The sequence below is a fragment of the Agrobacterium sp. CG160-95 genome (assembly GCF_053521725.1).
On sequence record NZ_JBNWDU010000009.1, the window covers coordinates 26,331 to 39,098 of the forward strand.

Annotated in this window: 14 protein-coding genes and 2 pseudogenes; 10 read left to right on the top strand and 6 right to left on the bottom strand. The window is 56.0% G+C overall.

The window, feature by feature from the left end; translation table 11 throughout:
- Nucleotides 1–49: 49 nt before the first annotated feature.
- Complete coding sequence (locus ACQZ63_RS24220) at nt 50–883, top strand: oxidoreductase (RefSeq protein WP_003517066.1); 834 nt, start codon at nt 50–52, stop codon at nt 881–883.
- A gap of 153 nt (nt 884–1,036) precedes the next feature.
- Here the strand turns inward: ACQZ63_RS24220 and ACQZ63_RS24225 are convergent, their stop codons facing one another.
- On the bottom strand, nt 1,037–1,951 hold the full coding sequence (locus tag ACQZ63_RS24225) for a LysR family transcriptional regulator (RefSeq protein ID WP_025591789.1): 915 nt from the start codon (nt 1,949–1,951) through the stop codon (nt 1,037–1,039).
- Nucleotides 1,952–2,069: 118 nt separating this feature from the next.
- On the opposite strand from ACQZ63_RS24225, the gene ACQZ63_RS24230 reads away from it, so the two are divergent.
- The 3 genes and pseudogenes from ACQZ63_RS24230 to ACQZ63_RS24240 form a co-directional block, all read left to right on the top strand.
- The gene (locus ACQZ63_RS24230) at nt 2,070–2,606 is read left to right on the top strand and encodes a hypothetical protein (RefSeq protein ID WP_025591791.1); all 537 of its coding nucleotides are present in this window, start codon (nt 2,070–2,072) and stop codon (nt 2,604–2,606) included.
- Nucleotides 2,607–2,620: 14 nt separating this feature from the next.
- Entirely contained in the window at nt 2,621–2,758 is a 138-nt protein-coding gene (locus ACQZ63_RS24235) for a hypothetical protein (protein ID WP_236776477.1), read from the top strand.
- A gap of 13 nt (nt 2,759–2,771) precedes the next feature.
- A pseudogene (locus tag ACQZ63_RS24240) lies at nt 2,772–3,224 on the top strand (SOS response-associated peptidase family protein); the annotation flags it as partial.
- A gap of 75 nt (nt 3,225–3,299) precedes the next feature.
- Here the strand turns inward: ACQZ63_RS24240 and ACQZ63_RS24245 are convergent.
- Entirely contained in the window at nt 3,300–4,202 is a 903-nt protein-coding gene (locus ACQZ63_RS24245; RefSeq protein WP_025591793.1) for a LysR family transcriptional regulator, read from the bottom strand.
- A 101-nt stretch (nt 4,203–4,303) separates the two neighbouring features.
- Here ACQZ63_RS24245 and ACQZ63_RS24250 point away from each other — a divergent pair, with 101 nt between their 5' ends.
- The 6 genes and pseudogenes from ACQZ63_RS24250 to ACQZ63_RS24275 all read left to right on the top strand — a co-directional run bounded on the left by ACQZ63_RS24250 (nt 4,304) and on the right by ACQZ63_RS24275 (nt 8,949).
- Entirely contained in the window at nt 4,304–4,930 is a 627-nt protein-coding gene (locus ACQZ63_RS24250) for an NADPH-dependent F420 reductase (protein WP_025591795.1), read from the top strand.
- A 497-nt stretch (nt 4,931–5,427) separates the two neighbouring features.
- Nucleotides 5,428–6,348, top strand: a complete 921-nt coding sequence (locus ACQZ63_RS24255; RefSeq protein WP_025591798.1) for an AraC family transcriptional regulator — start codon at nt 5,428–5,430, stop codon at nt 6,346–6,348.
- A gap of 153 nt (nt 6,349–6,501) precedes the next feature.
- On the top strand, nt 6,502–7,254 hold the full coding sequence (locus ACQZ63_RS24260) for an SDR family oxidoreductase (protein ID WP_025591799.1): 753 nt from the start codon (nt 6,502–6,504) through the stop codon (nt 7,252–7,254).
- 257 nt (nt 7,255–7,511) lie between these two features.
- A complete protein-coding gene (locus ACQZ63_RS24265; RefSeq protein WP_080670375.1) occupies nt 7,512–7,811 on the top strand; it encodes a hypothetical protein in 300 nt (99 codons plus the stop codon).
- Nucleotides 7,811–8,241, top strand: a pseudogene (locus tag ACQZ63_RS24270) (PIN domain-containing protein). The gene ACQZ63_RS24265 and the pseudogene ACQZ63_RS24270 overlap by 1 nt, the downstream one beginning before the upstream one ends.
- Before the next feature lie 393 nt (nt 8,242–8,634).
- Complete coding sequence (locus ACQZ63_RS24275) at nt 8,635–8,949, top strand: hypothetical protein (RefSeq protein ID WP_025591803.1); 315 nt, start codon at nt 8,635–8,637, stop codon at nt 8,947–8,949.
- A gap of 38 nt (nt 8,950–8,987) precedes the next feature.
- Here the strand turns inward: ACQZ63_RS24275 and ACQZ63_RS24280 are convergent, their stop codons facing one another.
- The 4 genes from ACQZ63_RS24280 to hpaH all read right to left on the bottom strand — a co-directional run bounded on the left by ACQZ63_RS24280 (nt 8,988) and on the right by hpaH (nt 12,758).
- Nucleotides 8,988–10,094 carry a Fic family protein gene (locus ACQZ63_RS24280; protein ID WP_025591805.1) on the bottom strand — a complete coding sequence of 369 codons (1,107 nt, stop codon included), beginning with the start codon at nt 10,092–10,094 and terminating at the stop codon, nt 8,988–8,990.
- A 592-nt stretch (nt 10,095–10,686) separates the two neighbouring features.
- Complete coding sequence (locus tag ACQZ63_RS24285; protein ID WP_003518781.1) at nt 10,687–10,827, bottom strand: hypothetical protein; 141 nt, start codon at nt 10,825–10,827, stop codon at nt 10,687–10,689.
- Between the two features lie 370 nt (nt 10,828–11,197).
- Entirely contained in the window at nt 11,198–11,968 is a 771-nt protein-coding gene (gene hpaI / locus ACQZ63_RS24290) for a 4-hydroxy-2-oxoheptanedioate aldolase (RefSeq protein ID WP_025591807.1), read from the bottom strand.
- Between the two features lie 7 nt (nt 11,969–11,975).
- Entirely contained in the window at nt 11,976–12,758 is a 783-nt protein-coding gene (gene hpaH / locus ACQZ63_RS24295; protein ID WP_013637040.1) for a 2-oxo-hept-4-ene-1,7-dioate hydratase, read from the bottom strand.
- Nucleotides 12,759–12,768 lie beyond the last annotated feature (10 nt).

The window sequence follows — 12,768 nt, forward strand, 5'->3', positions numbered from 1 at the left end:
CCCCCGGCCCAACGCTTTCCCCATCAATCCAGCATCAAGGAACACCCTCATGAAAATCTGGTTCATCACCGGCGCCTCGCGCGGCTTTGGCGCCCTCGTCACCACACGCGCTCTTGCACAGGGCGACGCCGTCGTCGCTACCGCCCGCAATCCCAAAGCGATCACCGATCGGTTCGGCGAGCATCCCAACCTGCTTCCGGTCGTCCTCGATGTGACCGACGACAGACAGGCAACCACAGCGGTCAAAGCAGGGATCGAGCGCTTCGGCCGCATCGATATCCTGCTCAACAATGCTGGGTTCGGATTGATGGGTGCCGTCGAAGAAGCAACCGTGGCTGAGGTCGAGGCTGTATACCGCACCAACGTCTTTGGTCTCCTCAACGTGACCCGCGCCGTCCTGCCCTTTATGCGCCGGGCCCGTTCCGGCCGCATCCTGAATATCTCGTCGATCGGCGGCTATCGCGGCGCAGCAGGTTTCGGGGTTTACTCCTCGACCAAATTCGCCGTCGAGGGGCTGAGCGAAGCCCTGCATGACGAACTGGCGCCGCTTGGCATCCATGTCACCGTCATCGAGCCGGGTTATTTCCGCACGGATTTCCTCGACAGTTCGTCCTTGTCGGTGAGCGGCAATATCATTGGCGACTACGAAGCGACCGCTGGCAAGGTCCGCACGATAGCGGCCGGACTCAGCCACAACCAGCCGGGCAACCCTCAAAAACTGGCAGAGGTCCTGATCGCCTTCGCTGACGCCCCCAATCCGCCGGTCCGCCTCCCGCTCGGTAGTGATACCGTCGCAGCGATCGAAAAGAAGCATGCACAGGACAACGCCATTCTCTCCGAATGGCGCGCCGTCTCGGTCTCGACCGACTTCGCCGTTGACTAATGACGACGCTCGTCTGGTTAAACTTCTTCCGATGGGAGGCCGCTTTCGGGCCTCCCATCGCCTTGAGCAGATTTGCACGCAACGATTTGCCGTTATTGGTCGCGGCGTCGGCTAAAAACCTCTGCGAATTAGCGTTTCTCGCCTGTACGCCTCTCAGCTCCAGCGCGGTGGCGTCCCAATGTGATCTTTCAGCGCTAGTGTGAATGCCTTGACCTTGGCAGATGGTACCTGAAGCGCGCGTAGAAGATAAATTCCGTTGGCCGCTTCATTCCATCTTTCGCCCGATAACGGTAGGCGTACAAGATCACCCACCTTCACCGAAGGTCCCGATACCCAGCTCGGCAGGAACGCCACACCCATCCCCGCTAGTGCAGCCCCGTTCAGCGCTTCAAAATCATCGGACCGGAATACAACGCGCTCACACGCTTCCCCGGTCGGCGCGCCAAGAATGCTAGACCACTCAAGAAGATCGTTGCCATGGAGCTTGTCGAGAAGGCGATGATTGCGAAGCTCGTCTTCGCTTTCCGGCACGCCGTGATGCTCAACATAGGCCGGGCTTGCCACGAGTATCCGATCGAGGGGTGCCAGTTTGGTTGCGATCAACGTGCTGTCGGGCAGTTCCCCCATTCTCACCACCAGATCAAGTCGCTCCGCGACCGGGTCGGCCAGTCGTTCGGTCAAGTCCAGCTCAACATGCAAGCCTGGATATTGCCACGCAAGCGATGCCAAGACAGGAATGACATACCGCTTTCCGAAGGTCGGGAAGCAGGCGATACGCAAAGTGCCACTGACCTCACTATCGAATGCCGTCACCTCGGCATGCGTATCGGCCAGATCGTCGAGCAGGCGCTGCGCACGCTCGAAGAGGTGACGGCCCGCGTCCGTTAATGACAGTGCCCGTGTTGAGCGGACAAGGAGAGGCACCCCCAGATCCTGCTCGAGCGCATCGATCTGCCGCACAACAGCCGAGGGAGTGACAGCCCGACGCCTGGACGCAGCTGAAAAGCTGCCGGCGCGGACGACGTCAACGTATACCGCCAGATGTTCAGCGAAGCGTGGATCCCTCATCTTTGCCTACGACGCAAAACCGTTCCGACCATTCAGTTGGTTATCATCCAAGGTCATCAGGAGCACATTCCTTCTCGTCAACGGGCAATTTTGCTCACCAAACAGAAGGAACACACCTATGGTCAAGATCCTTGATACAATTCTCTCACAATCCGCCTATTCCGCAGAGATCGACATTCCGCTCGAAAAGATCGACATTGCCGATTGGCTCTTCAACCTACCCGAAGCGGAATATCTTCGCTGTTGCCCGCCTGACCATATTGCCGCAGGCGTCACCTGGACTGACGACGGCCGTCGGATGTCGATCAATGTCGAGCAGATCGGCTCAGGCCTAGTGGTACAGCACTATGTGGCCGAAGCCGCCGAACCAACCTATTGCCGGATGAACTCGATCTCGGATGTCTTCACCGCCAGTGGCAGAACTCAGGTCAATGTCGTCTGGGAACTGATCGCTGAGAAAATCGATGACGGCAGGACGCGCTACACCAACAAGGTCACAGCGCATCCAACCGATGCGTTCATGAAGTTCATCGAAGACCATGGGGTCGCTTACGAAGATGCTGCAGCCGCCCGTCAGGCCGCAGGTGGTGACCACAACAGCCGCGAAACGCCACTGTTCGCTGCCAGCATCGCCCGGCGCGCGCTTTCGAAGTAAGGGAGGAACATGCGATGAAAGCGATCGTCTTTGATGAATTCGGAAGCTCGGATGTTCTACGGCGTGCCGAAGCACCCATGCCTGAAGTGCGTCCCAACGACCTTCAGGTGAAGGTTGTGGCGGCAGGTGTCAATCGCGCCGACCTTCTTTAACTCGAAGGCGTCTATGGAGCAGCGTTGCCTCGTCCCTGTCACCAGTTTTGCCGAGCCGGATCCGGCCAGCAAACAGGAAGGCGGCAATGTGCCCAATGCCTGGTTTGCCCGCGATGACGAGAAATCGCTGATGTTTTTTGCGGGAATCCATGTGCCGCGCTGGCAAAGTGTGCGGAAGGTCAGGGACGGCCTCACGACCGACGATCTCTATGGTTTTCTGACCACAGATCCCAACGATCTCGTGAAACCGATCCATGAGAAAGCCATGCCGGTTCTGTTGCTGAAGAAAGAGGACACGGACATCTGGATGCGGGCGCCGTGGGACGAGGTAAAACATCTTGTCCGTCCGCTTCCGAATGATGCGCTGATCATTCTGTCGCGTGAGCCCGATGGATCATCGATCGTGTCGAAATCCGGTGAGCCTGTAACGCACTGGCCTTCCGAGATCTCGTCGATGCGGCGCTGATCGGCTTCGATCGCCGCGAGTCTTTCACACTTCCTCCGCGGAACTCACTCCGCTTGGTTAGAACTCCTGCGTCGCCTATTTGGGCACGTCCGTCCCAAATTCATCGATCAGCGCTTCGACGAAGCTTCGTACCTTGGCGGTAGGCCGGCGCCCGACGGGGTAAATCACGTGCATTGGACGAGACGGACCCTCGTGGTCGGGCAGCACCTGGACGAGTCGCCCGGCAGTGATTTCTGCGTTCAGCACACTTTCCGGCCCCAACGTGATGCCATAGCCTGCGATCGAGGCATGCAACAAGGCCTTCCAGTCGTTGCTACGGATTCTACCGCTGATGCGCACCTCCTCGCTTTTGCCGCTGCGAGTGAACTGCCAGCGGCAGGGAGTCGAGGACGGCCCGTCGCCATAGGCAAGGCAATCATGCTGCTCCAGATCCAGTGGAATTCGAGGGGTGCCGCGCCGGATAAGATAGTCCGGAGACGCACATGCAATCAGCCGATAGGGAGCGAGAGGAAGCGCGATCAGCGACGAGTCTTCGACCTCGCCGATCCTTACCATCACCTCGAACCCCTCCTCCAACGGATCAACGAAACGGTCGTTGAGAGTAAGGTCTATTCGCATGTCCGGATAGCGATCGAGATAGCGCGTCACGAACGGCGCCAGACTAAAGGCACCGAAGGTCACCGGAGCATTGACCCGCAGCACGCCTTTTGGCTGGGAACGCATATCAAGTGCAACGGATTCAGCCGCCTCGACGTCTGAAAGCAGCTGCTTGCAGCGGTCATAGAAGACCCTTCCCACGTCGGTCAGACTTTGTCGCCGCGTCGTACGGTGAAGCAACGCCGTCCCAAGTCGGTCCTCCAGGAACACAACATGTTTGGCGACCATTTGGGGTGACATTCCCATGGCCTTAGCTGTGGCGGCAAAAGAGCCCAGGTCGGAGGCTTTGACAAAAACAGCCATGCTCGAAAGTTTGTCCAAGATTGCCCGCTTACAGTTGGGAATGCCTGCTTGAATTGGCGATTTATCTCAATGTGGCACTCAATTAAACCCATGTTTGTGAAATTAATCGGAGAGACATCATGAAAATTGGAATTATTGGGGCAGGCATGGTTGGCCGTGCCATCGGCAAGCTCGCTGTTGCTTTGGGCCATTCTGTCATGCTGAGCAATTCTCGCGGCCCTCAGACCCTGTTCAGCTTGAGCCGGAGCATGGGGTGCCAAGTAGGAACGGTCGAGGAGGCCGCCGCTTTTGGCGAACTCCTCGTCATCGCCATTCCACTCGCAGCCTATCGGTCTATCCCAGTTGAGCCACTTGAGGGCAAACTGGTGATCGACACGAACAATTACTACTTCGAACGAGACGGCCACATTCCAGAACTGGACTCAGGCGAGACGACGACAAGCGAAATTCTCGCGCGCCACCTGCCGCGATCGCGGATCGTCAAGGCATTCAATGCCATCATCATGGACGATCTTGAAAAGGATGGACAGCCGGCTGGATCGTCGGGACGTCGAGGTCTCCCTCTGGCTGGCGACAATTCTACCGACAAGGCGGTCGTCGCAAGGCTCTATGACCAGTTCGGCTTCGATGCAGTGGATGCAGGCCTTCTTGCCGAGGGATGGCGGTTCGAGCGCGGCAGGCCGGTTTATTGTGTGCCGATGGCTGCCGATCGCCTAAACGATGAGCTTGCGAAAACGATCCGCTAGATCGGTCCCGGAAGCGGCAAGGCGTCAGCTTTACATAGTCGAAGAGCAGAACCAACTGCGGAGCCGACTGCGCTCGTCCCCGCAGTTTCAATACCGAAGCAGCCAGCCTTCGCAGACCTTTCATCCAGAACCGCTTCAAGATCTGCCTGATTTCGGTTGTTACAAGCGCCCAAACAGGAAATGGGCATACCAGCTGTAGCGAGCAGCGCGAAAGCCGTTCGCCTCCCGCAAGACCGGTAAAAAGGGTTGACGCAGAAGGTTTGAGCATGGCGACAGCAAAGCCGGAAACCGAGACCGACAGCCCGGGGCTAGCGGGCCCGCATCTGAAATCTATGCCTCCGCCGTACCGCCTTATGCGGACTGGCACTGCCGTCGAAAACCGCGTCACCATGGTGGGTGATTTCTGGCATTCTCACAACACCGCTGTCTTAGGCCATGGACAACCAAGAAAGTCCATTTGATAATGAAATCGTATTCTAAATTATGGATCGTACAGAATGGATGCTTTGACCGACGTAGTGCAACTGCTAAGACCTAAGACAGTCCTCATGGGCAGCATGGTGGCATATGGAGATTGGGGAGTTCAGGTTCCGCCGCAATCTGGTCCAATGTTATATTTTATTATGGAAGGCTCGGCGCAGTTTCGCGCCAGCCATGGCGAAACAACGTCGCTGGAGACTGGCGATTTTATCCTGTCGGGAAATCCCACAGCCGACACATTCTTCAGCCGGCCTGACCAAGAGATCGTATTCTCCGATGAAGAGTTCAAGGCGCTCAACACGGTCGACGGAGAAATTAGGGTCGGCCAGGTTGGGTCGGAAACTCCGACGCGTATTATTGGCGGGTGCATACTCTGCGATCCAACGAATGCCGACTTGTTATCAGAGCTGCTGCCCACGCTTGTCCATGTCCGCGCTGAAGAGGGAATCGGAGCCCGTCTCGGCAACCTCATCGCTTACATACGTGATGAAGCGGCCAACTCCCGGGCTGGAAGTGACCTCATTTTGGCGCGGCTTTTGGAGGTCCTGCTTATCGAAACGTTGCGGCGCGAAGCCTCGACACTTCCAAACCCCGGAATGTTGCGTGGCCTTTCCGATCCCCAGCTTGCTCGGGCCATCAGCGACATTCATTCAGACGTCCGCCGCGGCTGGACGATCGCCGAGCTAGCACAACGAGCCGGAATGTCGCGTTCGGCCTTTGCCCGGAAATTCTCTGCGGCTGTTGGCCTCGCACCCGTTGAGTACCTTCTCAGATGGCGGATGGCCATCGCCAAGGACACATTGCGACATAGCCGGAGATCGTTAGAGGAAGTCGCCGAAAAGGTGGGCTACCAATCTGCCAGCGCCTTCAGCACTGCGTTCAGTCAGAGGGTCGGGTGTCCACCGAGCGAATTTGCGCGGATGGCAGGTGCGACCTAGATCACTTTGGTCATCGCCAATTCAGAGAAGAAATGAAGAGCCAACAAACAGCGCGATTAGGACGATACAAAACGCATAAAGGACGATCGATTATGGTTCGTCTTGGTTTTCAGATTTAGAAGGAACCATCCTAAAAACAAATTGGAGGTTCCAATGAAAACCATTCTAATTACGGGCTGCTCCTCTGGCTACGGCCTGGAGACGGCTCGTCACTTCCTCGCAAACGGTTGGAACGTCATCGCCACGATGCGTACGCCGCGTGAGGATGTCCTACCGCGCTCGACGTCACTTCGCATCCTGCCACTGGATGTCACGAGCGTTGACAGCATCGCAGCCGCGGTTGCGACCGCCGGCCCGATCGACGTTCTGGTCAACAATGCCGGAATCGGCGTTGTCGGCGCTTTCGAAGCAACGTCCATGTCGCATATTCGCAAGATCTTCGATACCAACACCTTCGGCCTGATGGCCATGACCCAAGCGGTGATCCCGCAGATGCGCGAACGCCGTTCCGGCGCGATCATTAACGTGACGTCCAGCGTCACCTTGGCTGACATGCCTCTTGCAACAGCCTACAAGGCCAGCAAGCAGGCGATTGAAGGTTTCACCGGATCATTGGCACACGAGCTCGGCTATTTTGGTATTCGCACCAAGCTGGTCGAGCCAGGCTACGCTCCCACAACGCGGTTTACCGAAAACACGTCGGTGCGCATCGAGGACATGATCCCGCCAGCCTATGCCGATTTTGCAGCTCCAATCTTTGCCTCCTTCGCAAAGCCCGCACTGACAACGAAGGAAACCGACGTTGCCGAGGCGGTCTGGGCCGCGGTCGCGGACACCGCTGGTCAGCTTCGCTTCCCTGCCGGTCCAGATGCAGTCGAATTGGCACGCGCTGCTGGTATTATCTGACCTTTGGGCAGTGGACCGGGCGGCGGAGGAACCTTTAGTCTGCCGCCTGACGCCTCTCTGGGTATGACGGCTAACGACTTGGCGGAGCACTGGAGCGGCGACGCCAGATGCTGCTCACTTCCCGCAGCTCTTGAGGGGATACGAAGTGACGACCGCAATATTCTAATCAAACTCTAGCTGCGCCAATATCATTCCTCCTGACGACTTGTCGAAACCTCGATATCCAGCTTTATTACTGGAAATATCTGGAGGATCAGATGGCTAGCTCTCAGACACGCGCAATGCAGAAATATAGAAGCCGCCTGGGCGACCGCGGTCTCGCTCGTTTTGAGGTGCTCGGGCGCGATAGTGATCGCAGCCTGATTAGATCACTTGCGCGCCGATTGGCCGAAGATGGCCCGGAAGCAGCCAATTTACGAGCCTTTGTAAGCGAAACTCTCGCTGGAGAGCCGCCGAAAAAAGGAGGGATTGTCGCGGCACTCCGCCGATCACCACTGGTTGGAGCAAATCTCGACACACCCCGTTCACGCGAAGAAGGTCGCGAGATCGATTTGTAATGCGCTATTTGCTCGACACCAACATTCTCAGCAATATCACGAAACCAGAGCCTTCAGCGTCATTGTTGACATGGATGGCTGAACAATTTGACGATGATTTGTTCATCGCGTCTCTCACTATCGCCGCGATACACCGAGAAATACTCGAGAACCCGGAGGGTAAAAAGCGAACTGCTCTCGAAACTTGGTTGGAGGCAAGGAGGGGCCGCTGTCACTCTTCGCAGGTCGCATCCTTTCGTTTGACGAGAAGGCAGCCCTCGTTTGGGGAGAGCTGATGGCACAAGGAAGGGCAACCGGCCGCCCGCGTAGTGCGCTGGACATGATTGTGGCTGCCATCGCCCAATCCAATAGCTGCGTTGTTGTCACCGATAATGAACGAGATTTTCACGGGATCGAAATCATCAATCCTGTCCGAGGAAACGCAATCTAAAACAAGTGCTAGATTTAGCTCTTGAAAGGATCGGAACCAAGGACGCCTTTGTTTTTATTTTCTCATCGCCACAAAATTTCTAGGCACGGGAACGAAACATCAAATGTAACTCGCTTTATCGGTCGATATGAGTGAGCGGTAGCGATGCGGAGATTACGCTTGCTATTCTCTGCATCTGAGCCCGATTATGAGCCATGACCGATATCTGGCAGTCGCCCCTGACCATTTCTAAGGCGGCACGTCAGGCTACGTTACCTGCAATAGATCGATCACGACAGCGTGGTTGGCTGGCTTTCGAACGACCAATTCATAACCGAATTGCGAAGGAGAGCGATTCTGGCGTAGCCATTCGAGCGAAGGCGCCTTGTTAGTGACCACTATGAGCGGTTCGCGTTGATCAGCCTTTGCGACATCAACGATCACCGCCAGGACCTCGTGGTCCGGATTTCCATGTTTGCCGTTCGCCGAGAGCAGATAGATGTCAGCAGGCAGGCGTTCGAAGTAGTTTTCCGTGACGTTTCTATCGCTGCCGTGGTGCTAGACCTTGAGAAGGCGAAGGTGGTGGGCGGCACCTGTCGCGACAGCACCGCTCTGTTCGAGGCCGTTGAGAATGTGATCGCCCCGCGCATCTCCGGTGAGAAGGATATTACCGGCCGGCGTCCTTCCGAAAAACCTGATGAGAGCGGAATCGAACAATCGGTTACGTAGATAATGACTTTGGTTGAGTTCACTGGACTAGCGGCAATTTATTTCTGCAATGACAGCGAGTACCGGGTATGCCTACGTTCACCCGTACGCGTCAGTGCGCCAATCTCCACGAGCTGCTGAAGGTCGCGTGTTGCTGTAGCGCGGGAGGTGTCTGTGATCGAAATGTAGTTTTCGGCACTTAGCCCCCGCTTGAAGCCTGCCGTGCCTTCCTTGAAGATGCGCGCGACTACTTTTTCCTGCCGATCGTTTAGCTGGCCCCGAAAACGATGATATAACTTTGCTTTCTGAATGAAGAAATCTATGCGCTCAAGCGTCGCCCGTTGAGCATCCAGGATAGTTTCTGAAAAGAAAATGACCCAGTCGGTGATATCGAGCGTGCGCTGATGCCGCTCAAGCTCTGAGTAATAGGCCTTCCGGTGTTTCTCGATTGTGAAGGCGAGTGAAATGAGGCTTGGCTGCCCTATGTTTTGCGCTAGGGATTTCTCGGCGAGCGCGCGTCCAATTCGGCCGTTGCCATCCTCAAACGGATGTATGCTTTCAAAGTAAAGATGGCCTACTGCGGCACGCGTCAAAGCTTGAAGCGAGCATTGGCCATCTGGCCCTGATTGATTGAACCATGTGATGAAGGTCTCCATCTCAGCGGCAACCCGGCGCGACGGGGGAGCCTCGAAGTGGATGGTGGGCTTGTCCAATCGACCTGACACGATCTGCATGGCGTCTTCATGCGTGCGGTAAGCCCCAACCGTTTCAATATATTTGTTTCCCGCCATCAGCATTGAATGCCAGTGGAACAGTCCCTCATGACGCAGCGGCCTATGCCAACTTCGATAGACATCTGCCATCATCTCGGCGATCCCCCGCTCTTGGGGGCGGATCTGTCTATCATCAGTGTTTAGCCCGAACTGTCGGCGGAGTGACGACTGGACACTCACGCGGTCCAGAAATTCCCCCTCAATCTCTGAGGTCTTGACCGCTTCGTCGCTCAGCAACTCAATGCGAAGTTGGTTGCTGTCGTCCTCGTTCAAATGCCGGACAGCACCGATAACCTCTCCGGCTGATTGCAGGAATTTCTGCTCCAGCGGTACCAGGCTTGCGGTGTCGCACCTGAAGTTTGGCCAATCAGTGTTTCGCCAGTTCCATTCCATGAGTTGTAGAATCCCTCTCTATAACTCATAATTATTGCCATAAATGAGTTATTGCAAGCCTATCTATCGCTCAGCACCACAATCGGCAGCTCTCCATTCAAGAGGCAGCGATCGACAGCCAACCACTTGCCCTAAACATATTTTGTTAACGGGCGCTCAAGCGAAGAGCTGCAAAAACGATCCGTTCGTCGACCATGATGGCAGCTGACGGATTATCCGATTCAATAAGTGCGAAGATGGCGTCTCGATCTTATCGCGCAAACGCTGAGCAAGTAAGCTTCACGACTTGCGTGCCACTGCTTCAAGCCGCGCTTACCCGCTACGTTTCTCAAACTGTGCCTCGACTTTACCGTCCGAGACGCCCGGTCGAGAGAAATTAGTTCAGCCCCACCTTGTTACGGGCGGGGCTGGTCAAATAAATGCATGGATAATGGCTTGCGGATAATCTATTGGGCCAGGTGCGTGAGGCGAGGTCTATGCTCGATCTCCTGCTACGCAAATCGCCCCCTACGTTTCGTCGAGGCGGGTTTGAAGAAGGTCCATTCTGCTTCCAAACCAATGTGGATTGAAGCAAGTTGACACCTGTCGGCGCTCAGTTTCCTTTGGCCTCGTTATCTTTCTTAGCCTGATCGTGATGCCACTTGATGGCGTAGTACATGCCAATGCCCAGTACGATAATTTTGAACGGCAAGAAAACTATTGGGAAAAAGTCCACCCATTCCAGGTCAGCCATTTCGAGTACTTCCAGTCTGTTGCTTGGAATTGTCTATGCTTTTGCATAGGACACACCCGAAATGCTCCTTTAACAACTCAATTACAAGATCGACAGGCATGGTCTTTTTGACGCAGCCTCGCCTCCTTTGTGCCGGCTGCTAACGTGATACAGGGCTCCTCAATCAGGAGCGAGACGCCGCCGCGCGCAGGTGCATGCTGTCTATCAGGCTGGATGGAAAGACTGTTGACACCGATACGGTCGGACCGGTCTCGGCCTCGAATGCGAGTTGGCACGCGTTTGGATCGGATGGCCGCATCGCTCTCACATTCCAATCGGTTCACGCCCGTAGGCACAAGTTCGTTGACGACGTGCCCGGAAGCTCGCATGTCTACAACTGTTTCGAGAACCTGGCCGCCAGTGCTTCTGATCCGCGCGCCAGCAATGCGACATCGACACCGACGGCAGTGAACAGCGTTCCCAATTCCATGCAACGTGCCGCGAACTTCTCGTCAGGCGTGAGTATTCCTGCCGGCTTTCCGAGCCGTTTGAGTAATGCGATCGTATTTTCAATCGCCTCGACCACTTCCGGATGGCCTGGTTGTCCCGGATAGCCGAAACTGGCTGCGAGATCCGCCGGGCCGATAAATATCCCGTCCACCCCTTCGACCGATGCCATGGCCTCGATATGAGCAATAGCCTCCCGCGTTTCGACTTGAACGAGAACACAAATCTCCCCCTCCGCCTGCTGGGCATAATTCTTTACCCTGCCGAAACGTGTGGCACGCGTAAGGGCCGAAACGCCTCGAATTCCTTTCGGTGGATAGCGGGTTGCTTCCACCGCGGCTTTCGCTTCGTCTGCATTTTGAACAAAGGGTATTAGAAGAGATTGTACACCAATATCTAGGAATCGCTTGATCAGCACAGGATCGTTGACAGCTGGGCGCACCACCGGGGCGACATCGTAGGCGGCGATCGCCTGCAATTGTGGCAGCACGGTCAGCACGTCGCTGGGGGAATGTTCGGTATCAAACAACAGCCAATCGAAGCCGGCTGGCGCCACGATTTCGGCAGCGTAGCTCCCTGGAAGCCCGCACCAAAGTCCTATCTGGCTTTGCCCGGCCTGCAGTTTTGCTTTAAATTTATTGACTGGAAGATCCATCTCTACCTCACGTAAAAGAGACGCCGATCGAGCCAACTGGCCCATAATCAGCCTGAATGACATCGCCCTTTATGATGTCGACCGGTCTCGTAAATGAGCCCGCAAGGACGATCTGACCTTTTTTCAAGCCGCCGCCGACGGCATGAAGTTTGTTGACCAGCCAGGCAACGCCGGCGGCCGGATGACCCATGATCGCGGCTGAAACCCCCGACTCTTCGATAATGCCGTTTTTCGACAGAGTTGCTCCGACCCAGCGTATGTCGATATCAAACGGGCGGATCACCCGCCCACCCACGACGATTGCTCCGAAGGCTGCATTGTCGGCGATTGTGTCGGTAATCGCACGCGGAACTTCGGTTCTGTAATCGATGATCTCGAGCGCAGGCAGAATGAACTCCGTCGCGCGCATGACGTCATAGATACGGGTGCCCGCTCCTTCCAGGTCTTCACCCATTACGAACGCCAACTCGACTTCCAGGCGTGGCTTGATGAACAAATCCGCATTAATTTGCGCGCCATCATTGTAGAGCGCATCATCCAGGATCACCCCATAATCCGGCTCGGTCATCTTGGATGCCATTTGCATGGCGCGAGACGTCAGACCTATTTTGTGGCCGACAATCCGCGCACCGCGCGACACACGCAACTCGGCCCAAAGCGCCTGAATGCGATACGCATCCTCAATTTCGAGCTCGGGATAAGTTTTGCTGGGTTGGACAATGGGAGTCCGCGTGGTTTCGGCCTCCAGGATGGCCCTGGCTGCTGACTGGCGTTGTTCCTCGGTAATCATTATCCGGCTC